The sequence below is a fragment of the Streptomyces sp. GbtcB6 genome (assembly GCF_019091475.1).
Taxonomy (GTDB): domain Bacteria; phylum Actinomycetota; class Actinomycetes; order Streptomycetales; family Streptomycetaceae; genus Streptomyces; species Streptomyces hyaluromycini.
This window is the reverse complement of the sequence record NZ_JAGXJL010000013.1, coordinates 190,357-213,158: the sequence shown is the minus strand read 5'-3', so window position 1 is coordinate 213,158 and position 22,802 is coordinate 190,357. Positions and strand designations below refer to the sequence as shown.

20 protein-coding genes are annotated in these 22,802 nt (G+C 71.6%); 5 read left to right on the top strand and 15 right to left on the bottom strand.

Translation table 11 applies throughout. From position 1 onward, the window contains the following. Positions 1–134 precede the first annotated feature (134 nt). Positions 135–410 carry a hypothetical protein gene (locus KVT45_RS23440; protein WP_217550514.1) on the bottom strand — a complete coding sequence of 92 codons (276 nt, stop codon included), beginning with the start codon at positions 408–410 and terminating at the stop codon, positions 135–137. Between the two features lie 196 nt (positions 411–606). On the opposite strand from KVT45_RS23440, the gene KVT45_RS23435 reads away from it, so the two are divergent. Beyond that, a complete protein-coding gene (locus KVT45_RS23435) occupies positions 607–1,929 on the top strand; it encodes a serine/threonine-protein kinase (protein ID WP_217550634.1) in 1,323 nt (440 codons plus the stop codon). A 5-nt stretch (positions 1,930–1,934) separates the two neighbouring features. On the opposite strand, the gene KVT45_RS23430 is transcribed toward KVT45_RS23435, so the two are convergent. From KVT45_RS23430 to KVT45_RS23390, 9 genes are all read right to left on the bottom strand, one after another. Then, positions 1,935–2,753: an RNA methyltransferase gene (locus KVT45_RS23430; protein WP_217550512.1), complete on the bottom strand. Its 819-nt coding sequence runs from the start codon at positions 2,751–2,753 to the stop codon at positions 1,935–1,937. 79 nt (positions 2,754–2,832) lie between these two features. After that, positions 2,833–4,065 carry a uroporphyrinogen-III C-methyltransferase gene (gene cobA, locus KVT45_RS23425; protein WP_217550510.1) on the bottom strand — a complete coding sequence of 411 codons (1,233 nt, stop codon included), beginning with the start codon at positions 4,063–4,065 and terminating at the stop codon, positions 2,833–2,835. Positions 4,066–4,500: 435 nt separating this feature from the next. After that, complete coding sequence (gene cobT / locus KVT45_RS23420; RefSeq protein WP_217550508.1) at positions 4,501–8,286, bottom strand: nicotinate-nucleotide--dimethylbenzimidazole phosphoribosyltransferase; 3,786 nt, start codon at positions 8,284–8,286, stop codon at positions 4,501–4,503. A 344-nt stretch (positions 8,287–8,630) separates the two neighbouring features. Next, positions 8,631–9,857 carry a precorrin-6y C5,15-methyltransferase (decarboxylating) subunit CbiE gene (gene cbiE, locus KVT45_RS23415; RefSeq protein WP_217550506.1) on the bottom strand — a complete coding sequence of 409 codons (1,227 nt, stop codon included), beginning with the start codon at positions 9,855–9,857 and terminating at the stop codon, positions 8,631–8,633. A 106-nt stretch (positions 9,858–9,963) separates the two neighbouring features. Next, on the bottom strand, positions 9,964–10,602 hold the full coding sequence (locus KVT45_RS23410) for a GNAT family N-acetyltransferase (protein WP_217550504.1): 639 nt from the start codon (positions 10,600–10,602) through the stop codon (positions 9,964–9,966). Positions 10,603–10,766: 164 nt separating this feature from the next. Continuing rightward, complete coding sequence (locus KVT45_RS23405) at positions 10,767–11,597, bottom strand: MetQ/NlpA family ABC transporter substrate-binding protein (protein ID WP_217550502.1); 831 nt, start codon at positions 11,595–11,597, stop codon at positions 10,767–10,769. A gap of 79 nt (positions 11,598–11,676) precedes the next feature. Then, positions 11,677–12,402, bottom strand: a complete 726-nt coding sequence (locus tag KVT45_RS23400) for a methionine ABC transporter permease (protein WP_217550500.1) — start codon at positions 12,400–12,402, stop codon at positions 11,677–11,679. Next, positions 12,399–13,433, bottom strand: coding sequence for a methionine ABC transporter ATP-binding protein (locus tag KVT45_RS23395; RefSeq protein ID WP_217550498.1), 1,035 nt, complete (start codon positions 13,431–13,433; stop codon positions 12,399–12,401). Before KVT45_RS23395 ends, KVT45_RS23400 begins: the two co-directional genes overlap by 4 nt. Before the next feature lie 375 nt (positions 13,434–13,808). Continuing rightward, the gene (locus KVT45_RS23390) at positions 13,809–14,456 is read right to left on the bottom strand and encodes an HAD family hydrolase (protein WP_217550496.1); all 648 of its coding nucleotides are present in this window, start codon (positions 14,454–14,456) and stop codon (positions 13,809–13,811) included. A 69-nt stretch (positions 14,457–14,525) separates the two neighbouring features. On the opposite strand from KVT45_RS23390, the gene KVT45_RS23385 reads away from it, so the two are divergent. Continuing rightward, on the top strand, positions 14,526–14,885 hold the full coding sequence (locus tag KVT45_RS23385; RefSeq protein WP_217550494.1) for a hypothetical protein: 360 nt from the start codon (positions 14,526–14,528) through the stop codon (positions 14,883–14,885). 1 nt (position 14,886) lies between these two features. Then, entirely contained in the window at positions 14,887–15,306 is a 420-nt protein-coding gene (locus KVT45_RS23380; protein ID WP_217550493.1) for a hypothetical protein, read from the top strand. A gap of 115 nt (positions 15,307–15,421) precedes the next feature. Here the strand turns inward: KVT45_RS23380 and KVT45_RS23375 are convergent, their stop codons facing one another. From KVT45_RS23375 to KVT45_RS23365, 3 genes are all read right to left on the bottom strand, one after another. Continuing rightward, on the bottom strand, positions 15,422–15,919 hold the full coding sequence (locus tag KVT45_RS23375; protein ID WP_217550491.1) for a GNAT family N-acetyltransferase: 498 nt from the start codon (positions 15,917–15,919) through the stop codon (positions 15,422–15,424). A gap of 44 nt (positions 15,920–15,963) precedes the next feature. Beyond that, a complete protein-coding gene (locus tag KVT45_RS23370) occupies positions 15,964–16,470 on the bottom strand; it encodes a sigma-70 family RNA polymerase sigma factor (protein ID WP_217550632.1) in 507 nt (168 codons plus the stop codon). A gap of 74 nt (positions 16,471–16,544) precedes the next feature. Beyond that, entirely contained in the window at positions 16,545–17,723 is a 1,179-nt protein-coding gene (locus KVT45_RS23365) for a glycerophosphodiester phosphodiesterase (RefSeq protein WP_217550489.1), read from the bottom strand. A gap of 324 nt (positions 17,724–18,047) precedes the next feature. Between KVT45_RS23365 and KVT45_RS23360 the strand changes: the two genes are divergently transcribed. After that, on the top strand, positions 18,048–18,719 hold the full coding sequence (locus tag KVT45_RS23360; protein WP_089103180.1) for a 1-acyl-sn-glycerol-3-phosphate acyltransferase: 672 nt from the start codon (positions 18,048–18,050) through the stop codon (positions 18,717–18,719). A 161-nt stretch (positions 18,720–18,880) separates the two neighbouring features. Next, complete coding sequence (locus KVT45_RS23355; RefSeq protein ID WP_217550487.1) at positions 18,881–20,545, top strand: multicopper oxidase family protein; 1,665 nt, start codon at positions 18,881–18,883, stop codon at positions 20,543–20,545. Positions 20,546–20,656: 111 nt separating this feature from the next. On the opposite strand, the gene KVT45_RS23350 is transcribed toward KVT45_RS23355, so the two are convergent. Together KVT45_RS23350 and KVT45_RS23345 are read right to left on the bottom strand one after the other, a co-directional pair. Further along, positions 20,657–22,183 carry an MFS transporter gene (locus KVT45_RS23350; protein WP_217550485.1) on the bottom strand — a complete coding sequence of 509 codons (1,527 nt, stop codon included), beginning with the start codon at positions 22,181–22,183 and terminating at the stop codon, positions 20,657–20,659. Further along, a complete protein-coding gene (locus tag KVT45_RS23345) occupies positions 22,180–22,731 on the bottom strand; it encodes a TetR/AcrR family transcriptional regulator (protein WP_217550484.1) in 552 nt (183 codons plus the stop codon). Before KVT45_RS23345 ends, KVT45_RS23350 begins: the two co-directional genes overlap by 4 nt. Positions 22,732–22,802 lie beyond the last annotated feature (71 nt).

Here is a 22,802-nt window from a genome sequence, read left to right as displayed (position 1 = left end):
GCCGCTTGACCTCAAATCTAGGCGCGTGCCACCTCGCGGACGTCATGCCCTCGTACCGAATCACGGGCCTCCGAGAGGATGAGCCATGACCGGTGGTCTACTCCCCTGGGTGGAGACGGGTCCTAGGTCTCGTCCTACCCCTCGGGGTCTTCCCGGAGGGGGCGCCCGGTCCTTCCCGGTTTTTCCGAGCTGTCCTCGCGGGGCACCGGCTGCTCGACGAGGGCCAGGACCCGGGTCGCCATGAAGCGGGCGGTACGGACCACAGATCCGTTTCGCGTGACTTCGCTCACTTCCACCACCCCTCGTCGTACCGCTGTCTCCACCCGGCGGCCCGCCCTGCTCGCCACCACCTCGTAGGTGCGGGTCGTGTCGCCGGCGTCGACGACTATCTCCACGCGGTCACCCTTCACAGCATCAATCCCCCTTCTGTGACGGCTTGTTGGAGCAGACGGGTGCTCAAAGGAGCCGATAACGGCGCCTTCCTGACCACTCCTCAAGTCTCGCACCCGGCACTGACAATCCATCGATCCGAGAGGGCGCGGCCTCTGCGCACGGGCGGCCCGGTAAACGTAAGCTGTGCCACGTCAAACGGACCGGGCAGCGGGGATGAACATGGCGATGATGCGCCTGAGGCGCGAGGACCCGCGCGTCGTCGGCTCGTTCAGGCTTCACAGAAGGCTCGGCGCCGGCGGGATGGGCGTGGTCTACCTCGGCTCCGACAAGAAGGGTCAGCGGGTCGCGCTGAAGGTGATCCGGCCCGATCTGGCGGAGGACCAGGAGTTCCGGTCGCGGTTCGCCCGCGAGGTCTCGGCGGCCCGGCGGATCAGGGGCGGTTGCACGGCACGGCTGGTCGCGGCCGACCTGGAGGCCGAGCGGCCGTGGTTCGCCACCCAGTACGTGCCCGGGCCCTCGCTGCACGACAAGGTCGCCGACGACGGACCGCTGGGCGCGGCGGACGCGGCGGCGGTCGGGGCGGCGCTGTCCGAGGGCCTGGTCGCCGTGCACGAGGCCGGGGTCGTGCACCGGGATCTCAAGCCGTCCAACATCCTGCTGTCCCCGAAGGGGCCGCGGATCATCGACTTCGGCATCGCCTGGGCCACCGGGGCCTCCACCCTCACCCATGTCGGTACGGCGGTCGGCTCCCCCGGGTTCCTCGCGCCCGAGCAGGTGCGCGGGGCGGCCGTCACGCCGGCCACGGACGTCTTCTCGCTCGGTGCGACCCTGGCCTACGCCTCGACCGGTGACTCGCCCTTCGGGCACGGCAGTTCCGAGGTGATGCTCTACCGGGTCGTCCACGAGGAGCCGCACCTGCACGGGGTGCCGGACGCGCTCGCTCCGCTGGTGCGGGCCTGCCTGGCCAAGGACCCGGAGGAACGGCCGAGCACGCTGCAGCTGTCGCTCCGGCTGAAGGAGATCGCCGCGCGCGAGGCACACGGGCTGACCGACGTACGGCCGCCCGCGCCGCGTGCCGCGGAGGCGGACCGGCCCACCGGGCGGCTCACCGAGACCTACCCGGAGCCGCAGCGCACCCAGCGCCGGCCGCAGCCCTCGGCGGGCACTCCGGTACGGGGCAACGCCCCCTCGCGCGGTGGCAGCGGCCCGCGTCCGACCGGCGGTGTGCCGTCGCGCCCGAACGGCGCGCGCCCCACGCCCGCCCCGCGCGGCAACGGCACCAGGCCCGGGAGCGGGACCGGGAACCGGCCCGTGTCGCGCAGTGGTACCGGGCGACCGGCGCCGCGCCCCACGGGTACCGGACGGCGGCCGGCCAATCCGCGGCTGCTGCGTCAGCGGCTGTTCGTGTTCGTCGTGGTGACCCTGCTGGTGGCGCTCGGGATCGCGCTGGCGCAGGGCTGTTCCGGCCCGGCGCACGGGATGAGTGTGCCGGGGGGCGGGGTCGTACCCGCGAAGACGGTGGCCCTCAGGGAATAGCGGGCCTACGCCTCGGGGCGGCCCGCGGTCACCGCGTAGAAGGCGACCGCGGCCGCCGCGCCCACGTTGAGGGAGTCGACTCCGTGGGACATCGGGATGCGCACCCATTCGTCGGCGGCGACCAGGGCCTGGGTGGAGAGTCCGTCGCCCTCCGCGCCGAGCATGAGCGCGACCCTGTCCATCCGGTGCGGGGCGGCCTCGTCGAGGCTGCGGGCCTTCTCGTCCGGGGTGAGGGCGAGCAGCGTGAAGCCGGCCTCGCGGACCGAGTCCAGCCCCTTGGGCCAGGTGTCGAGACGCGCGTACGGCACGGAGAAGACCGCGCCCATCGAGACCTTCACGCTGCGGCGGTAGAGCGGGTCCGCGCAGTCCGGGGACAGCAGCACCGCGTCCATGCCCAGGGCGGCCGCCGAGCGGAAGATCGCGCCGATGTTGGTGTGGTCGTTGACGGACTCCATGACGACGACCCGGCGGGTGGTGCGCAGCAGTTCGGCCGCCGTCGGCAGCGGTTTGCGCTGCATGGAGGCGAGGGCGCCGCGGTGCACGTGGTAGCCGGTGACCTTCTCGGCGAGCTCCGGGCTGACCGCGTAGACGGGGGCCGGGAGTTCGTCGATGACATCGCGCATGACGTCGACCCACTTGGCGGACAGCAGCATGGAGCGCATCTCGTAGCCCGCGTCCTTCGCCCTGCGGATGACCTTCTCGCCCTCGGCGATGAACAGGCCCTCGGCCGGTTCGCGCTTGCGGCGCAACTCGACGTCGGTCAGGCCCGTGTAGTCACGAAGGCGCGGGTCGTCGGGATCCTCAACGGTGATGAGATCGGCCACAGGGTGATACTGCCTTGTCCTGGGTGGGGTGCCAATGGTCTGGGGCGGGTTGTGTTACCCGGGGTTACGTCGCTGCCCTTCAGGGCGCCGTCCGCGGGCCGACGTTCACGACCTCGCCGATCACGATGACCGCCGGGGGTTTCACTTCCTCCGCGCGGACGACCTCCGCGACCGTGGCGAGGGTCGCGTCGACCCGGCGTTGAGCGGCCGTCGTGCCTTCCTGGACCAGGGCCACAGGGGTCTCCGGGGACTTGCCGTGCGCGATCAGGGTCTCGGCGATCTTCCCGATCTTGTCGACGCCCATGAGGACGACGAGGGTCCCGGTCAGTTTCGCGAGGGACGGCCAGTCGGCCAGCGAGCGCTCGTCGTCCGGCGCGACGTGGCCGCTGACCACCGTGAACTCGTGTGCGACGCCCCGGTGGGTGACCGGGATGCCGGCGGCGGACGGTACGGAGATCGAGCTGGAGATGCCGGGGACGACCGTGCAGGGGATACCGGCCTCGGCGAGCGCCTGGACCTCCTCCATGCCCCGGCCGAAGACGTAGGGGTCGCCGCCCTTGAGCCGTACGACCGACTTGCCCTGCTTCGCGTGTTCGATCAGGGCGTTGTTGATGGCCTCCTGGGCCATGTAGCGGCCGTACGGGATCTTCGCCGCGTCGATCACCTCGACGTGCGGCGGGAGTTCGGCGAGGAGGTCGCGGGGGCCGAGGCGGTCGGCGATGACGACGTCGGCGGCTGCCAGCAGGCGGCGGCCGCGGACCGTGATGAGGTCGGGGTCGCCTGGGCCGCCGCCGACCAGGGCGACGCCCGGCGTGCGGGTGCGGTGGTGGGGGGCGACGAGGGTGCCGTCGCGCAGGCCCTCGACGACGGCGTCCCTGATGGCGGCGGTGTGGCGGGGGTCGCGGCCGCGCGCGTCGGTGGTGAGGACGGCGACCGTGACGCCCTCGCTGTGGCCGGTCGCCGGGGTCCAGGCGGTGGCCTGGTCGGCGTCGTCGGAACGCACGCACCAGACGCGGTGCCGTTCCGCTTCGGCGGAGGCGGCGGTGTTGGCGGCGGGGTCGCTGGTGGCGATCAGGGCGTACCAGGCGTCGGCGAGGTCGCCGTCCTGGTAGGGCCGCCGGACCCAGGTGATCTCACCGGCGTCCGCCATCGCTTCGACCGAGGGGGTCGCCTCGGGGGATACGAGGATGATGTCGGCGCCGGCCGCGATGAGGGCGGGGAGGCGGCGCTGGGCCACCTGGCCGCCGCCGAGGACGACCACGCGGCGGCCTGTGAGGCGGAGGCCTACGGGGTAGGCGGGGTGTTCGGCCATGAGGTGCGGCTCCTCCGAGGCGTTGCTATAGCCCTGACGTGCAGATTTTACGGGGCAGGGTGATTTGGTGGGACAGGTGTCCGGGGGCTGGGCGTTGCGTGCCGGGTGCAGGACTGTGGGTGGTTGTGCCCACCCGTTCCGCCCTGGGGGCACCTCCCAGGCCCTTAAGGCACTGGGGGAGGAACGACTGCCCACAACCACCCGGTCGGCCGGAAAGGAAGCCGGTGCTGCCGTCCCGCAGCCCAGAACCACCGGTCGGCCGACGAGGAACCCGACACGGCCGTCCCGCAGCCCACGACCACCGGACCACCGGCAACGAACCCGGACCGCCGTCCCGCAGCTCACAGCCACGGGGCGGACGGACGGGAACCCCGAACGGTCTTCCCGGAAGCCACTGCCACCAGTCCTCTATGACGGGCCCGGAGCCCTGGTCGCCTACTTCTCCGTCACGCCCGCCGAGTCGAACGTGGCCACCTCGTGCATCGCCCTTGCCGTGCTCTGGACCAGCGGGAGGGCCAGCAGGGCGCCCGTGCCCTCGCCCAGGCGGAGGTCCAGGTCGACCAGGGGGCGCAGGCCCAGCTTGTTCAGGGCTGCCACGTGGCCCGGTTCCGCGCTGCGGTGGCCCGCGATGCACGCGGCGAGGACCTCCGGGGCGATCGCGCGGGCCACCAGGGCGGCGGCGCCGGCGCTGACGCCGTCGAGGATCACCGGCGTGCGCAGGGACGCGCCGCCCAGCAACAGGCCCACCATCGCCGCGTGTTCGAAGCCGCCGACCGCGGCCAGGACGCCGATCGGGTCGGCCGGGTCCGGCTGGTGGAGTTCCAGCGCGCGGCGGACCACCTCGGTCTTGCGGGCGAGGGTCTCGTCGTTGATGCCGGTGCCGCGGCCGGTGACCTCGGCGGGGTCGGCGCCCGTGAAGACGGAGATCAGGGCCGCGGACGCGGTCGTGTTCGCGATGCCCATCTCACCGGTGAGAAGCGCCTTGTTGCCCGCGGCCACCAGGTCCCTGGCCGTCTCGATGCCCACCTCGATGGCCTGTTTGGCCTCCTCGCGGGTCATCGCGGCGCCCGTCGTCATGTCGGACGTGCCCGCCCTGACCTTGCGCGGGAGCAGACCCGGCGTGGCGGGCAGCTCGGACGCGACGCCGACGTCGACCACGCACACCTCGGCGCCCACCTGGCTCGCGAACGCGTTGCAGACCGCTCCCCCGCCGAGGAAGTTGGCCACCATCTGGGCGGTGACCTCCTGCGGCCACGGCGTGACGCCCTGGGCGTGCACCCCGTGGTCGCCGGCGAAGATCGCGACCGCCGCGGGCTCCGGGATCGGCGGCGGGCACTGGCGGGACAGGCCGGACAGCTGGGCGGAGATGATCTCCAGCATGCCGAGCGCGCCGGCCGGCTTGGTCATCCGCTTCTGCCGCTCCCAGGCCTCGCCGAGCGCCTTCGCGTCCAGCGGGCGGACACTGGCGACGGTCTCGGCGAGCAGGTCGTGCGGGTCCTCGCCGGGCAGCGCGCGACGGCCGTACGTCTCCTCGTGGACCACCCAGGACAGCGGGCGGCGCTTGGACCAGCCGGCCTGCATCAGCTCGGGCTCGTCCGGGAACTCGTCGACGTAACCCACGCACAGGTAGGCGATGACTTCGAGGTGCTCGGGCAGTCCCAGCGCGCGGACCATCTCGCGCTCGTCGAAGAAGCTGACCCAGCCGACGCCGAGGCCCTCGGCGCGGGCGGCGAGCCAGAGGTTCTCGACGGCAAGGGCGGCGGAGTAGGGCGCCATCTGCGGCTGGGTGTGCCGGCCGAGGGTGTGGCGGCCGCCGCGCGTCGGGTCGGCGGTGACGACGATGTTCACCGGGGTGTCGAGGATGGCCTCGATCTTCAGTTCCTTGAACTGCTTCGCGCGGCCCTTGGGGAGGGACTTGGCGTAGGCGTCGCGCTGGCGCATGGCCAGTTCGTGCATCGAGCGGCGGGTGTCGGCCGAGCGGATGACGACGAAGTCCCAGGGCTGGGAGTGGCCGACGGAGGGCGCGGTGTGGGCGGCCTCCAGGACGCGCAGCAGCACCTCGTGCGGGATGGGGTCGCTGCGGAAGCCGTTGCGGATGTCACGGCGTTCGCGCATGACCTTGAGGACGGCCTCGCGCTCGGCGTCGTCGTAGGCGGGCGCGGCCGGGCCGGTGGACTGACGTGTTTCTGCCACGGGGGCCGTGCTCTCTTCCTGGTCGGCGGCCCTGGTGTCCAGGTCCTCCGCTTGCTGTACGACATCGGGGTGCTCCGGCAGCGGAGCGGGTTCGGCCTCGCGGGGCCCGGGGACCGTCACGGCCTGCTCGGGCAGCGACTCGCCGCCCTGGTCCTGCGCGGGGAGGACCAGCGGGTGGGGCGGGGTGGGGGCGAGGTGCGGGGTGGTCGGCACCTGGCCGTCCACGGCGACGAACTCGCCCAGGGGCTGCTCCGGTGCCGGTTCCGCCGGAATGGCGGCGGCCAGGGGCTCCGGGTCCGGGGCCGCCGGGGTCTCCTCGGGGGCGGGCGCGATGCCCTGGATCTGCGGGCCGGCGAGGGGGACGCCGACCGGCTGGGCGGGCTGCGCCTCGGGGGTCTCGGCCGACGGTACGACAGCCTCTGCGAGGACCTCGGCCGGGGCCGGCGGGGTGACCTGCTCGGCCTCCGGGACGGCCGGCGCGAGGGGCTCCGGCGTCCCGGGGGGCTGCGGGGCCTCGGCGGCGACGGGTGCGGGGGCGGCCGGGGCGGGCTCCTCGACGGCGGCCTCCTCGGGCTGCACCGGCACGAGCGGCGCGGCGGGCGCGGGAGGCACCGGCTGGGCGAGCCCGGCCACGACGGGCTCCGGGGCCGGGACGGACTCCGGCACAACGGCTTCCGGTACGACGGCTTCCAGTACTACGGCTTCCGGCGCGACGGCCTGCGGCACCGGGCCGGTCTCGGGGGCCACGGTCTCCGTGACCTGCTCGGCCCCGACGGGTGCCACGACCTGCTGCTCCGGCGCGGCCGGCGGTGCGGGCTGCCCCGGCTCGGTCAGCACGGCCTCGGTGGCCGTCTCCGTGACCGCCACCGGCTCCGCGAGCTGCTGACCGGTCTCCTCCAGCACCGGCGCGGCTTCGGGTCCGGCAGGTCCACCCGGTGTCGTGTCGGCTCCGGGAGCCTGTACCGCCTCCGGAATCACCACGGCCGCCGGAACCGCCTGCATCGGCACCGCATCCGGCCCCTGCGGAACATCCGGGAACTGCGGAGCCTCCGGGAAGTGCGGAGCCTGCGCCACCTGAGCGGCATCCGGCGTCCGCACGGCCTGCGGCGCCACCGGCTCGGACCCCAGGTCGCCCCCCGGTTCGGCCGTCGGCACCGGAACGCCTCCGTCCACCGACTGGGTCGCGCCCTGCGGTCCGTACGCGTTCTCGGGCTGCACGCCGACGCCGGCCGCCGGTGCCTGCGGCTCGGCCGCGACGCCCGTGGCCACGGCCGCCGTGGCGAGCCGGGCGACGGCCGCCTGGGCGGCGCCGGACGGGTCGGGAGCACGGAGCTCGTGGGCGACCGCGGGCTGCGGCTCCGGCACAGCGGGAGCCGCAGGGGCGGCGGGAGCCGCGACAGCCACCGTCTCCGAAACCGGAACAACCGTTTCGGCAGCCGGGTCCTGGGCGGCCACCTGGGCCACCGGAGCGGCCTGTGGTGCCGTCAGCGGGACCGTCTGCGGCGCACCCCAGGGCGCGGCGGACTGCGGTACGGCCTCGCGCAGCGGCTGGCCGTCGAGGTACTCGGGACCGGCCGCCGGCAGGCCCGGCTGCCGTACCGGCGCGCCGGCCGGGCCGCGATCGGCGAGGGAGCGGACCGGGCTGGTGGAGGCGTCGGGGATCGGCGGGCCGAGATGCAGCGGGCGGCGCGGGGCCGGGGCGGCCGCCGGGTCGTGCGGCACGGAAAGGATCGGGGACGCCGGTACCGAACTGGGCAGCCGGACGGCGGTGAGGTCGACCGAGCCGCTGTCCCGGCCGCCCGTCTCGTGCGGGCCCGGCTCGTGGACGGTCTCGACGACCGGCTCCGGGGCCGGCGGCGGGACTTCGTTGCCCCAGGCCCCCTGGGCGCCGGGGAGCAGCAGGTCTTCGTCCTCGGCAGGCGACTCGGAGAGGTAGGTGTACGCGCCGTGCGCGGGAACGCCCGGCTGTTCCACCATGCCTGCGCTCTCCGGCAGTCCCTCGCCCGGGACCTGGCCGGTGTCCGTCATGCGTACCCCTCGCCCATCGGTTAGTGCCTTCTACGACCAGCTCACCCGGGGCGGCGCACCGACCGCCCCACAGTGAAGAACGAGCGTGCGTGCCCAGCGGCACGACCGACCCGCCAGAAAAGGCGACAAAGCCATTCAGTGGCATTGTCCCGGCCGTTCGACCGTCGCGACAGCGTGATCCGCGACAGCCCGCTGTGGACTGCGCCACGTTGCGCGTCCCCGGTTCTGCCGTACCACACCCGCCTCAAAAGGGGCGTGTTTTCCGGACATTGACGAACGAATTTCCGGGCCACCGGTGCAGTGCAGCGATCGGCCAGCCTACCGCGCGCAGTATGACAACAGGATCACGGGGCGCGCTCAGCCAGAACGCCGCTGAGCAGGAACGCGACGTTCCGCTCGGTCTCCGTCCAGGCCCTGGTGTCGAGTTCGACGGACTGCAGCAGGGCGCACTCGACCTGGTATCCGTGCTCGGTCAGGTCGCGGCCGACGAGTTCGGCGGCGTCCCGGGTGGCGGCGTGCGCGACGATGCGCTGCGGCCGGCGGTCGGCGACCGCGGAGACCACCGCAGCTCCCCCGCCCCCGACCCGGACCACATCGGGCTCGGGCAGGTTCTCCAGCACGTGCGGGGCGCTGCCGTGCACGATCTGGAGCTGGACCCCGAACCTGCGGGCGGCCGCCTCGCTGCGGACGCAGGCCGCGAGGTCGCGGTCGACGGCGATGACGGCGGCGCCGGCGCGCGCGGCCTCGGTGGCGAACGCGCCGCTGCCGCAGCCGATGTCCCAGACGAGGTCGCCCACCCGGGGCCCCAGCCGGGCGAGTTGGGCGGCCCGCAGCAGCTCCGTCTCCCCCTCGCCGAGCGCGGCTCCCTCGCCGTACTCCGCGTCGGGCTGCACCCAGCCGCGCGGGCCGGCCGCCGGGTCCCGGCCGGCGATCCAGCCGCCGCCCTCCCCCGCCGCCACCGGTCCGGCCGGTCCGCCGATGACGATGACGACGTTCGGGTCGCGCCAGGTGTGGTCGGCCGCCTTGTCGGAGGTGACGACGGAGACCTGCTCGCGTTCGGTGCCGAGCTCCTCGCAGATGACGAAGGTGCGGTGCACGCCCTCCATGAGCAGGCCGAGTTCGGCGGGGCCGGCGCCCGGCGAGGTGAGGACGGCCACCTTGGTGTGGGCGCGGCACACGTTCACCGCGCGTCGCAGGGTGCGCCGGTGTGCCACGACCACCTGTGCGTCGTCCCAGGGCATGCCGGCGCGGGCGAAGGCGGCGGCCACCGAGGAGACGGCGGGGACGACCTCGACCTCCAGGCCGAACTCGGGTGAGCGCAGGGTCCGTACGACGCCGAAGAAGCCGGGGTCGCCGTCGGCGAGCACCACGGCGGTGCCGCGGTGGCCGGTGATGCGGCGGGCGGCGAGGGCGACACTGCCGAGGCGGATACGTTCGGCGCGGGGCGGCACCTCGGGCAACGCCAGGTGGTGGGCAGCACCGGCCACCAGTGTGGCGGCGCCCAGGGCGGAGCGTGCCGCGGCGGTCAGCGGCGAACCGTCCCAGCCGATCACCGTGACGCGGTCGGCCATAGTCGTCGGTCTCCAGTGTGTTTACGCAGGTCGGGCTCCGTGAGGTTACCTGGTGGAAGGTGCCGTCGTCGTGACGGCGGTCGCTCCTCCAGCGGGCCCCGAGGTGTCAGTTCCAGTCGTTGAAGGACGTGAAACCACTGGTGTCGGCCAGTTGTTCACTCACCCCCGCGAGGTCCTCCGGCAGCAGGCTCCAGACGATGACGTCGGTGCGCACCTCGGTCCACTCCCCGGTCTCCGCCCGGGTGCGGGCTATCCAGGCGTTGCGGAGCACACCCTCGCTGATACAGCCGATCTTCTGGGCCACCTGCTGGGAGGCGGTGTTGTCGGCGGCGGTACGCAGTTCCATCCGCTCGAATTTCTGATCGTGGAAGAGCCACTGGGCGGTGGCGAGGGCCGCCTCGGTGGCGTAGCCCTCGCCACGGGCCCAGGGGGCGACGACGTACGCGATCTCGCTGGCGCGAACACGCCAGTTCGTGTTCTGCAGATGCACCATTCCGACGAGACGCTGGGTGAGGAACTCGGTGACGGCGAAGACGATGCCACGGCCCTCGGCGCGCTCGGCGGGGGCGATCTCGGTGATCCAGGCACGGGCGTTGCTCGCGGTGTACGGCTGCGGCACGGACGTCCAGGCCCCCACCTGCTCGTCGTTCATCATCTCGATCAGTGCGGGCACGTCGTCCTCGTCGAGGGGTCGCAGCACCAACCGCTCCGTGCTGATGGAGATGTTGGGGAAGGTGCTAGTCATGCGCCGCTCCGTAACCTTCGGAAACCTTCAGGGCCTGCGAACTGCCCAGCATGCAGCATGAAACCACCGAACCGCACGACGGGGTCCACCCGTGGTGACCGAGTGGACCCCGTGCGTGGCGATACGCCGTATACGTGCCGTCGGGAGGGCTGCCGGAAGGACGATCAGAAGGACGGGATGACCGAGCCCTGGTACTTGTCCTCGATGAACTTCTTGACCTCGGGCGAGGTGAGGAGCTTGGCGAGCTTCTTCACCCGCGGGTCCTTCTCGTTGCCCTTCTTCACGGCGAGGAAGTTGCCGTACGGGCTGTTCTTCGCCGACTCCAGGACGAGGGCGTCCTTGGCGGGCTTGATGCCGGCCGAGATGGCGTAGTTGCCGTTGATCACCGCGGCGTCCACGTCGTCCAGGGAGCGCGCGGTCTGGGCCGCCTCGACCTCCTTGAACTGGAGGTTCTTGGGGTTCTTGGCGATGTCCTGCGGGGTCGCCTCGCTGCCGGCGCCGGCCTTGAGGGTGATGAGTCCGTTGGCGGCGAGCAGCTTGAGGGCGCGGGCCTCGTTCACGGAGTCGTTGGGGACGGCGACGGTCGCACCGCTCTTCAGCGCGTCGACGCTCTTGACCTTGTGGGAGTAGAGGCCGAGCGGCTCCAGGTGCACCGTGACGACGGGCACGATGTGGGTGCCGCGCTTCTCGTTGAAGTCGTCGAGGTACGGCTTGTTCTGGAAGTAGTTGGCGTCCACCGAGCCGTCCTCGGTCGCCGTGTTCGGCGTGATGTAGTCGGTGAACTCCTTGACCTCCAGGTCGAGTCCGGCCTTCTTCGCCAGGTTGTCCTTGATGTAGTCGAGGATCTCGGCGTGCGGGGTCGGGCTCGCGGCGACGACCAGCGGTCCGCTGTAGTCGGAGGAGGCGGAGTCCTTGTCCGAGCCGCAGGCGGTGAGCCCGAAGGTGAGGGCTCCGGCGGCGAGGACGGCAGCGGTGAGCTTTACGGTGTTACGCACGAAAAGTGCCTTTCCTTAAGGATGGAGCGACCCCGCGGTGGGTGGTGCGGGGAAATCCGAGGGGGGTGCCGGTACTCGGTCAGACGGTTTCGCCGGCGGCCGTCGAGGCCTTCAGCAGACGCAGCCTCGGCGCCTGGCCGGACCGGCCGCCGCGCCGGTGCAGCGAGCGGGCGGCGTAGTCGCCGGCGAACTGGATGACCGAGATGACGACGGCGAGGATGGCGACCGTGATCCACATCAGCTCGGTCTCGAACCGCTGGTAGCCGTAGCGGATGGCGATGTCGCCGAGCCCGCCGGCGCCGACCGTGCCGGCCATGGCGGAGTAGCCGATGAGCGCGACGATCGTGGTCGTGGTGGAGGAGATGAGCGAGGGCAGCGACTCGGGCACGAGGACCTTCCGTACGACGGTCCAGGTGTTGCCGCCCATCGACTGCACGGCCTCCACGAGCCCGCCGTCCACTTCGCGGACAGCCGTCTCGACGAGGCGGGCGAAGAAGGGGATGGCGCCGATGGCGAGGGGCACGATGGCGGCCTCACGCCCGATGGTCGTCCCGGTGACCCAGCGGGTGAAGTTCATCAGCGCGACCATCAGGATGATGAACGGCATCGAGCGGGCGACGTTCACGATCTGCCCGATGACCTTGTTGGCCAGCACGTTCTGGAGCAGGCCGCCCCGGTCGGTGAGGACGAGCAGGACGCCGAGCGGAAGGCCGCCGACGACGGCGATCAGGGTGGACCAGCCGACCATGTAGAGCGTGTCCCAACACGCCTGGGACAGCAGCGGCTGCATCTCGGACCAGGTCACTGGGCACCGTCCTTCACCAGCAGGGCCTCCCGGCCCAGTACGTCGATCTGCAGGCCCTGCTCGCGCAGGAAGCCGATGGGCACCACGTTGTCCTCGTAGCGGCCGGGCAGTTCGATGCGCATCCGGCCGACCTGGAGGCCGCCGACGGTGTCGATGGCGGCGCCGAGGATCGATATGTCGATGTTGTAGGTGCGGGAGAGCTGGGAGATGACCGGCTGGGTGGCGGCCTCGCCGTGGAAGGTGACGTCGAGGACGGTGCGGTCGTCGCCGGAGGCCTCGCCGCCGACCGGGAAGAGCGCGGCGGCCAGTTCGGAGCCCGGGGTCGCGAGCAGTTCGCTGACGGTGCCGGACTCGACGATGCGGCCCTGCTCCATCAGCGCGGCCGAGTCGCAGATCGTCTTCACGACGTCCATCTCGTGCGTGATGAGCAGGACGGTCAGGCCCAGCTGCCGGTTCAGGTCGCGCAGCAGCTGGAGGATGGAGCGGGTGGTCTCCGGGTCGAGGGCGCTGGTGGCCTCGTCGGAGAGCAGCACCTTGGGGTCGCCGGCGAGGGCGCGGGCGATGCCGACGCGCTGCTTCTGGCCGCCGGAGAGCTGGGCCGGGTAGGCCTTCGCCTTGTCGGCGAGCCCGACGAGGTCGAGCAGCTCAAGTGCCTTGCGGGAACGTTCCTTCCCCGACGCGCCGAGGATTTCGAGCGGGAGCTCGACGTTGTCCTGGACCGTGCGGGAGGACAGCAGGTTGAAGTGCTGGAAGACCATGCCGATACGGCTGCGCGCCTGCCGCAGCTCCCTGCCGGCCCGGGGACCGCGCCCGGCGAGGGCGGTGAGGTCCCGGCCGTCGACCGTCACGGTGCCGGCGGTGGGGCGCTCCAGGAGGTTGACGCAGCGGATCAGCGAGGACTTGCCGGCGCCGGACTGGCCGATGACGCCGTACACCTCGCCTTCGCGGACGTGCAGATCGACGCCGTCGAGGGCGGTGACCTCGCGGCCGCGCGAGCGGTAGACCTTGGTCAGGTCCGTGGTGGTGATCACGTGGGTTTCCGTCACTGTCGAGTGCGCGGGCGTGGGTGTGCCCGGGCGCACGGGTGCGTTCGTTCAGGGACGCGGCACGGTTCTCGCAGGGGCGCTGAACCGGGGAGAACATGTGCGCGGGGGGCGGCTTGCGTCACGTACGGGCGTCGTGGCGCCGTACGGACATGCCACCGGTCTCGCTTCGGGGCGCGAGCTCTGGGGTGGTGCGGGGGCCCTCTAGAAGGCGCACATTCGACACATACAACGAGCACCGGGCGTCATGGTCGCCTCGGTCGCAGGGGTGCGGTCGCTCGTCGTGGTCATGCGAGCAGTAAACCAGACCTACGGTCCTGACAGGCCGCCGCTGTCCGCATGGTGGACAGCGGCGGACACCTCTCAGCCGCGGGGCGATATCTCGACGCCGTGGTCCGTGACCAGTGCGGACAAGGCCGAGAGGTCCTTCACCACGAGGTCCGCGTCCAGCTCGTGCGCCTGGTGGGTTGTGGCCAACGCCACGGTGGTCATACCGGCCGCGCGGCCCGCCTGGAGCCCGGCGGGGGCGTCCTCGAAGACCACGCAGTGCGCCGGGTCGACGCCGAGTTGGCGGGCGGCGAGGAGGTAGGGCTCGGGGTCGGGCTTGCCGCGGGTGATGTCGTCGGCGCAGACCAGCGTCTTCGGCCGGATCCCGACCGCTCCCAGGCGGGCCTCGGCCAGGCGGCGGGTGGCGGAGGTGACGACGGCCCAGCGGTCGGCGGGCAGGGAGTCGAGGAACGCGGCGGTGCCGGGGAGCAGGTGGACGCCGTCGTTCGGGACGTCCTCCACCTCCAGCTGCTCGACCCGGGCGACGGCTTCCGCCACGAGGGCCGCCGGGAGCAGGTCGGCGACGATGTCCGCGGCGGGCCGTCCGTGCAGTTCGACTCGGGCGAACTCCTCGGTGACGCCGTACTCCGCCGCCCAGCGGGTCCAGCAGTGCTCGACCGATTCGAGAGAGGAGACCAGGGTGCCGTCGTTGTCGAACAGGAGGGCTTGTGCGTGGATCGTCATGGTCTAGACCCTACGGCGTACGGCAGGGGCGAAGGCATCGGGCCGTTTCGGCCGTAATAAGGTCACCGCATGCTCAATGCCCTGCTGCTGGTGACCGGAGTCGCCGCGCTGCTGCTCGCCGCGTGGTGCGGCTGGGCGGCGTACCGGGACCAGCCGACGAAGGACTGGCACTTCATCGGGATGGCCGTGGTGACGGTGCTGGCGTTGATCCAGCTGATCGCCGGGATCGTGCTGCTGGCGCGGGGCGAGAAGCCGGATCAGGGCACGACGATCTTCGTCGCCTATCTGCTGGGTGCGTTCGCGTGCGTCCCGGCCGCGGGGTTCATGTCGCTCGCCGAGCGGACGCGGTGGGGTTCTGTGACGGTCGCCGCGGGCGGTGTGGTGCTGGCCGTGCTGGAGGTGCGGCTCTATGACATCTGGGGAGGGTGAGATGACGGCCGTGGAAGAGAGGCCGAAGCGGCTGACGAGCGGGCCGGGGACGCTGCTGGTGTGGTTCTACGGCGTGATGGTCGTCGGGGCGGTGTCGCGGTCCGCGTACCAGATCGCCACCGAGTTCGACCGGGCGCCGCTGGCGTACTCGTTGTCGGCGGTCGCGGGGGTGGTGTACGCGTTCATCACGTACACGCTGGTGCGGGGCGGCGAAACCGCGCGCAAGGTGGCGCAGGTGTGCTGCGCCGCCGAGCTTGCGGGGGTGTTGATCGTGGGTACGTGGACGGTCGTCGACTCTTCCGCGTTCCCTGATGCGACCGTGTGGTCGGACTACGGGATGGGGTACGTGTTCATCCCTGTGCTGCTGCCGATTTCCGCGTTGTACTGGTTGCGGAAGGGCGCCCAGGGGGCAGGGGGCTGAGGAACGTGCGCGACTGACGGTGCGTAGTGGCTGGTCGCGCCCACGCGGCGGCAGCCGCAAATCAAATACAGCCCCGCGCCCCTTTCGGGGCGCTTCGGCCAAGGGGGCTAAAAAGTCACGCCGTTGTCGCGTATGTGCTGACCGGCTTTTCCAGGACGATCATCGGGACGCCGTCTGCGCCCTTCGAGGTGCCTACCGTTTCGTAGCCGACGCGGCGGTACAGGCGGAGGTTGCCCTCGCTGCGGTGGCCGGTGAAGAGGCGGAACTTCTTGGCGCCGCGCTGTTCGGCAAGGGCCTCCTCGGCCGCGCGGAGCAGCCTCGCGCCGATGCCGTGGCCCTGGAGGCGGGGGTGGACGCAGAGCTTGCCGATGGCGGCGGCGCCGTCCTCGGTGACCGAGCCGCGGACCGAGCCGACGACCTCCTCGCCGAGGCGGGCGACGAAGACGCAGTCGGTGGCGAGCTCCTGGCGGACCGAGTCGAGGCTCTGGACGAGCGGGTCGATGCGGTAGTTGCCGTACAGCGCCGCCTCGCTCTGGAAGCACAGGTACTGCAGCCTGAAGATCTGCTCTGCATCCTGCTCGGTCGCCACCGAGATGGTCACGCTCATGCCCATGTGCGCACGCCTCCCGCTCACCTGATCGCCTGTCGTTCTCACTCCTATCCCCGCGCTTCGTGAGGCGCAACCTCCGGCGTCAACAATCGGCGCAGACATCCCAGACATCTGGAACGTTCCGGGCCGAGACTGCCCTGTGAGATACCCAACTCCCCCGCGATCTCCCGGTATGTCAGGTCCTTCGGGGAGAGCAGGGCCTGGAGGAGACGGGGGCAGCGGCCGGGGAGGCGGGCCACCGCCTCGCGCAGGGCGCGGTGGCGGGCGGTGGCGAGGACGCGTTGTTCGGGGGTGGGGGTGGTGGCGTCGGCGGGTTCGGTGCCGTACGGGCGTTCGCGGCGGGTCGTACGGCGGGCGCGGCGGGACTCGGCGCGGACCGCCCGGCGCAGCCAGTCCTCGGGGGCCCGGGGCGGGCCGTGGCTCTCCAGGCGCTCCAGGAGGCGCAGCCAGACGGTCTGCTCCAGGTCGCGGGGGTCGCCTCCGGAGGCATATGCCTCTGCGGCGGCCTCGGCGGTGAGCAGCGGGCGCAGGGCGGAGAGCAGGTCGTGCGTCACATGCGGAACGACGCGGCCGCCCCGGGGCAGGTTGCCGGGGCGGCCGGGAGACACCCCGAACGGGGTGCGGGGGCTCAGCCGTTGACGAAGTCGGCGCGGGCCAGCAGGGCGGTGTCGGCGTTGTCGGTGAAGACGCCGTCGATGCCGGTCTCGAAGTACTTCTGGAAGACGGGGAAGACGTTGCCGTAGGCGTCCGGGGCCGTGCCGTTGCGGTAGGCCGGCGGCAGGAAGGGGTTCTCGTTGCGCATGGTGTAGGGGTGCAGGACCAGGCCCACCTTGTGCGCGTCCGCGACCAGCGTGCTCGGCGTGGTGAAGTTGCCGTTCGCGTCCTTCGGGATGATCAGGTCGACGGTCGGGCCGATGCCCTGCGCGTAACCGGCGATCTCCCGCAGGCCCTTCGGCGTGATCAGGTCGGCGACCGTGCGCGGGTCGCCCGTCGCGACGAAGTCGTAGGGCTGTGTGGTGGCGCCGGAGAGCAGCACCACCAGCGGGTTGTCGAGCAGCGTGTTCAGGCGCTGGATGCTGCTGGGCTCGAAGGACTGCAGGATGACCGGCGAGTTCCGCTTGTCCTTGCCGTACTTGCGCAGCAGCTTGGCGACCCGCTCCTCAAGGCCGAGGCCGAGGCGGCGGAAGTAGGTGGGGTGCTTGGTCTCGGGATAGATCCAGACCTGCTTGCCGCGCTTGCGGGTCTGCTCGTCCTGCCACTTGAGGACTTCCTCGAAGGTGGGGATCTCCCAGCGGCCGTTGTAGAGCGTGTTGTGCGGGCGGTTGGCCGGGATGCGCTCGATGGCGCGCAGCGTCTTCAGCTCGGCGAGCGTGAAGTCCTCGGTGAACCAGCCGGTGGTGGGCACGCCGTCCAGCGTCTTGGTGGTCTTGCGGTCGGCGAACTCGGGGTGGTCGGCGACGTTCGTGGTGCCGCCTATCTCCGGCTCGTGGCGGCAGACCAGGTGACCGTCCTTGGTGGGGACGAGGTCGCCGGCCTCGACGACGTCGGCACCGAGGTCGAGGGCCAGGTTGTAGGAGCCGAAGGTGTGCTCGGGGCGGTAGCCGCTGGAGCCGCGGTGGCCGATGATCGTCGGCTTCGGCAGGCTGTGCAGGCCGCCGTGGCCGGACTGCTTGGCCTCGGCCGCTCTGGCCGCGCCGGGCAGTCCGAGAACCGCGCCGCCCGCGCCGAGCACCGCGGCGCCGAGCAGCGCCCGCCGTCCGGTCGTACCGTTCATCTGCGTCCGCTCGTTCGAGTCGTGGGTGTTCATGAGCGCTCTCCTGCCTGACCTTCGCCCTTTGATGCCGGCTGATCGTAGGGCTGCGGATGTGACCGAAGGGAGACCGCCGGCCCAACGGCCGGGTGACGCCGTATGGCTGCTGGACGGCGAGTCATGACGGTCCGTCGGCGACTTCCGTCACATCGTCGCGAGCTCGTTACGGCCTGGCCCCCGAGCGTCACCGCAGGTAAACCAGCGTCAACACTACGTAAGACCTCGGTGAACCGGCCGCACTCGATGTGCGCTTCCCACTGAGCCGCGAGTAATGTCCTCACCTGCACAGACTCATACCGCCCCTCGACATCGGAGGACCCGTTGTCCCGCTTCGCGCTCATCAAGGCAGTGCTCGGACCGATCATGCGCCTGATGTTCCGCCCCCAGGTGGAGGGCGTGGAGCACATCCCGGGGGACGGTCCTGTCATCCTCGCCGGCAACCACCTCACGTTCATCGACTCGATGATCCTGCCGCTCGTGAGCAAGCGGCAGGTGTTCTTCATCGGCAAGGACGAGTACGTCACCGGGAAGGGCTTCAAGGGCCGGCTGATGGCCTGGTTCTTCACCGGCGTCGGCATGATCCCGGTGGACCGGGACGGCGCGAGCGGCGGGGTCGCCGCGCTGATGACCGGCAAGCGGGTCCTGGACGAGGGCAGGATCTTCGGGATCTACCCGGAGGGCACCCGCTCCCCCGACGGCCGGCTCTACCGGGGCCGTACCGGCATCGCGCGGCTGACGCTGATGACCGGTGCGCCGGTGGTGCCGTTCGCGATGATCGGCACGGACAAGCTGCAGCCGGGCGGCGCGGGCATCCCGCGGCCGGGCAAGGTCACCGTCCGGTTCGGCGAGGCCATGGAGTTCTCCCGGTACGAGGGGATGGACCGGGACCGCTACGTGCTGCGGGCCGTGACCGACTCGGTGATGGCCGAGGTGATGCGGCTGTCCGGGCAGGAGTACGTGGACATGTACGCCACGAAGGCGAAGGCCGCCTGACACTCTTTCGGAGGAAGGGCACGGACCGGTGGTCCGTGCCCTTCTGTCTGCCATCTGCCTGATCCGTCAGGCGTCCGCCTGCCGGTGGAATCTGCCCCGACACATCGGTCATTCATCCGCATTTACCGCCCATATGAGCACACAGCATGTCTTATTCAGATATGCAGAAACCTTCTCGGCGTACCCTGCTCCGTGCTCCGTTCGCCGCCGCCGGGGCGGGGCTCCTTGCGGCATGTTCCGACTCCGGCTCCGAACCCAGTTCCGGCCCGCAGCACACGGCCGGCACGGCGGCGTTCGTCCCGCAGGGGCCGAGGGGGTACGTCAACCCGTCGGACCCAGAGGTGCTCGCGGCCGAGCGGAAGCGGGGGTCCGGCCCCGTCCGCATGATCAGGTTCACGGCCGCCAAGAGCATGCTGGACCTGGGCGGGCGGTCGGTCCACAGCTGGGCGTACAACGAGTCGGTCCCGGGGCCGCTGGTGCGCGTCACCGCCGGTGACGTCCTCAGCCTCACCCTCTCCAACCAGCTGCCCGAGAAGACCACGATGCACGCCCACGGGGTGCGGCTGCGCTGCGACATGGACGGTGTTCCGGATCTGACCCAGCCTCCCATCGCGCCGGGGACGGACTTCATCTACCGGTTCGTCGCCTCCCACCCGGGCACGTATCTGCTCCACTCACACGTCGGCATGCAGCCCGACCGGGCCCTCTACGCGCCGTTCGTCGTCGACGACCCGAAGGAGCCGCTCGCCTACGACCAGGAATGGATCGTCGTCCTGGACGACTGGGTCGACGACATCGACGGCTCCAACCCCGAGCAGGTGCTCGACCAGCTCAAGCCGGGCGGATCCATGGGGATGGACATGGGCATGGGCATGGGCCCCGGCCGCGGCAGCCCGAGCCCCCACGGATCGGCGCACGCGTCCGCTTCAGCGTCCGCGTCACCGTCCAGGTCCAGGTCCAGGCCCAAGTCCAAGATGTCGATGGGCCCCGACCGGGTGCTGCGCGACTCCCACAGCCAAATGCTCCACGGCGAGGGCGGCAACGTCGCCTACCCGCACTACCTGGCCAACGGGCGGCTGCGCACCGACCCCTCCGTCTTCCGCTGCCGCCCCGGCGACCGGGTCCGGATCCGCCTCATCAACGCGGGCTCCGAGACGGCCTTCCGGGTCGCGCTCGGCGGCCATGCCATGACCGTCACCCACACCGACGGCTATCCCGTGCAGCACAAGCAGACCGACGCGCTGCTCGTCGGCATGGCCGAGCGGTACGACGTCCTCGTCACCGCCAAGGACGGCGTCTTCCCGCTCGTCGCACTCGCCGAGGGCAAGAAGGGCAAGGCGCTCGCGATCCTCCGCACCGACAAGGGCAGAAACCTTCCCGCGCCGGATGTCCGTCCTGCCGAACTGGACCGCGAGATCGTGCCGGCGCGCCGCCTGCTGCCGGCCGAGTCCGTCGCCATGGACGACCGGGTTCCCGACCGCGACCTGCGGATCAGGATCACGGGGACGATGCAGAAGTACGACTGGGGGTTCGACCACAAGACGTACGACGTGCGGGAACGGCATGCGGTGCGGGCCGGTGAGCGGGTGCGGCTGACCCTCGTCAACGCGACCGACATGTGGCATCCGATGCATCTGCACGGGCACACGTTCTCGGTCGGCGGGATCAGCTCGGAGGGAGCGCGCAAGGACACGACGATCGTGCTGCCGCATCGCAAGCTGGTGCTCGACTTCGATGCCGACAACCCCGGGTTGTGGATGCTGCACTGTCACAACCAGTACCACTCGGAGAGCGGGATGATGACGGTGCTGGGTTATAAGAGGTGAGGATCGGGGGGCTTCGGCAGTACTTCGGGCGCGGGTGCGTTGCGGTTTCTCGCGCCCACGCGGCGGCAGCCGCAAATCAACCACAGCCCCGCGCCCCTTAGGGGGTGCGGCCTACGCGGTGCCCTCCAGTTTCTGCCCCTTCAGCAAGAACCAGGCGGCCAGCGCCGTCGCCAGCAGGACCGCGGCGCCCGCGCCCGAGGCCAGGTGCAGGCCGTGGGTGAAGGAGTCGCGGGCCGCCGTCAGCATCGCGGTCGCCGTGGGTGCGGGCATGGTCGTCGATGCCTCCACCGCCGCGCCCAGCGATTCACGGGCGGCGGCCGGGGTGCCCGGCGGGGCCGTGAAGCCTCGGTAGACGCCCGTCACGATCGAGCCGAGCAGGGCGATGCCGAGCGCCGCGCCCAGTTCGTACGCCGTCTCGGAGACCGCCGAGGCTGCGCCCGCCTGGTCCTTGGGGACGCTGGAGAGGATGACGTCCGCCGTGACCGTGAAGGAGAAGCCCGCCCCGATGCCGACCACCAGAAGGGCGGCGCCGAGGATCGGGTAGCCGGTGGACTGCGAGAGGGTGGTCAGGGCCGCGAGGGCCACGCCGACCGCCGCGAGGCCGCCGGAGACCACCGCCCGGACCGAGTAGCGGCGAGCCGCCCGGCCGGCCACCAGGCCCGCCGCCACCGCGCCGACCGCGGCCGGGAGTTCGGCGAGGCCCGCCTCGAACGGGTGCCTGCCCTGGACCAGTTGCAGGTACTGGGAGAGGAAGAACACCAGGCCCGACATGCCGAGCACGGTCAGCAGGTCGGCCAGGACCGCACCGCTGAAGCCGCGGTTGCGGAACAGCCGCATGTCCAGCAGGGGCTTGGGCATGGTGAGCTGGCGGCGGACGAAGCCGCAGAGGGCCACGGTGCCGAGGAGGGCGGTGACCGCGGTCACGCCGGTGAGGCCGTGGGCGGCGGCCTCCTTCACCGCGTACACGACGGCGATCATGCCGACCAGCGACAGGACGACGCTGGTCAGGTCCCAGGGGCCGGGGTCGGGGTTGCGGGACTCGGGGAGCGTCCTGCCGCCGACGAGGACCAGGACCACCATCACCGGCAGGTTGATCAGGAAGACCGACCCCCACCAGAAGTGCTCCAGCAGGAAGCCGCCCACGATCGGGCCGACGGCCGTACCTGCCGAGGCCGCCGCGCCCCAGATGCCGACGGCGAGGCTGCGCTCGCGCGGATCGTGGAACAGGTTGCGGATCAGGGCGAGGGTCGCGGGCATCAGGGTCGCGCCCGCGACGCCCAGCAGGGCGCGGGCCGCGATCAGCATCCCGGGGGTCGTCGCGTACGCGTTCAGGACGGATATCGCGCCGAACGCCGTCGCGCCGACGAGCAGGATCCGCTTGCGGCCGATGCGGTCGCCGAGGCTGCCCATCGAGACCAGCAGGCCGGCGATGACGAACGAGTAGACGTCCCCGATCCAGAGCAGCTGGGTGCCGGAGGGGTCGAGGTCTTCGCTGATGTAGGGGGTCGCGAGGCCGAGGACGGTCGCGTCGACGGCCACCAGCAGCACGGCGAGCACGAGGGCGGAGAGCGCGAGCCAACGGCCCGGACGCCTCTCCTCCGCCTCCGCGACGCGCGCCGGCTGCAGGGTGCTGGTCATGATTCCTCTCTTCGTCGTGCGCCGCCGAGCAACAGCTCGACGATCATGTGGGTGAAGTCGTTGCGGGCGACGCGGCCCTCCGAGACCGCCCAGGCGGCGGAGGCCAGCAGGCCGTACAGCGCCTCGGTGAGCCAGGCGGGTGCGAGATCGATACGGAACTCGCCGCTCTGCTGACCACGCCGGAAGAGGGCCGCGATGCGGTCGTCGATCCGCGTCCAGCCCTGGTTCTGCCCCTCGCCCTCGAACAGCTGGTTCTCGGTGTAGAGGAAGGCGAGCAGGCCGGCGGCCGGTTCGATCTCGCGGACCAGGCGGTGTACGGCGTCGGCCGCGGGGCCCTCGTCCAGGCGGGCCGCGTCCAGGGCCGCCTCGCACTCCTCGATACCGAGCGCCTCCAGCGCGCGGACGAGCGCGTCCCGCCCGGCGAAATGCCGGTGCAGGGTGGCCCGGCTGATCCCGGCGGCCTTGGCGACCTCGTCCATGGTCGCGGTGGACTTGCGGGTCAGCAGGGCGGCTGCGCTGCGCAGGACGTGGTCGCGGTCGAGGGCCATGAGACAAGAGTAGCCCATGTGAGACACTGATGTCTCATTATTGGCACGCATGACTCACAGAGGGCCGGATC

Bases quoted from the DNA above. Each gene is read 5' to 3' on its own strand.
- KVT45_RS23380 (WP_217550493.1), top strand. From the start codon at position 14,887: ATGACGGCCGTGGAAGAGAGGCCGAAGCGGCTGACGAGCGGGCCGGGG.
- KVT45_RS23350 (WP_217550485.1), bottom strand. From the start codon at position 22,183: ATGACCAGCACCCTGCAGCCGGCGCGCGTCGCGGAGGCGGAGGAGAGG.
- KVT45_RS23385 (WP_217550494.1), top strand. From the start codon at position 14,526: ATGCTCAATGCCCTGCTGCTGGTGACCGGAGTCGCCGCGCTGCTGCTC.
- KVT45_RS23410 (WP_217550504.1), bottom strand. From the start codon at position 10,602: ATGACTAGCACCTTCCCCAACATCTCCATCAGCACGGAGCGGTTGGTG.
- KVT45_RS23435 (WP_217550634.1), top strand. From the start codon at position 607: ATGAACATGGCGATGATGCGCCTGAGGCGCGAGGACCCGCGCGTCGTC.
- cobT (WP_217550508.1), bottom strand. From the start codon at position 8,286: ATGACGGACACCGGCCAGGTCCCGGGCGAGGGACTGCCGGAGAGCGCA.
- KVT45_RS23375 (WP_217550491.1), bottom strand. From the start codon at position 15,919: ATGGGCATGAGCGTGACCATCTCGGTGGCGACCGAGCAGGATGCAGAG.
- KVT45_RS23365 (WP_217550489.1), bottom strand. From the start codon at position 17,723: ATGAACACCCACGACTCGAACGAGCGGACGCAGATGAACGGTACGACC.
- cobA (WP_217550510.1), bottom strand. From the start codon at position 4,065: ATGGCCGAACACCCCGCCTACCCCGTAGGCCTCCGCCTCACAGGCCGC.
- KVT45_RS23355 (WP_217550487.1), top strand. From the start codon at position 18,881: ATGCAGAAACCTTCTCGGCGTACCCTGCTCCGTGCTCCGTTCGCCGCC.
- cbiE (WP_217550506.1), bottom strand. From the start codon at position 9,857: ATGGCCGACCGCGTCACGGTGATCGGCTGGGACGGTTCGCCGCTGACC.
- KVT45_RS23345 (WP_217550484.1), bottom strand. From the start codon at position 22,731: ATGGCCCTCGACCGCGACCACGTCCTGCGCAGCGCAGCCGCCCTGCTG.
- KVT45_RS23390 (WP_217550496.1), bottom strand. From the start codon at position 14,456: ATGACGATCCACGCACAAGCCCTCCTGTTCGACAACGACGGCACCCTG.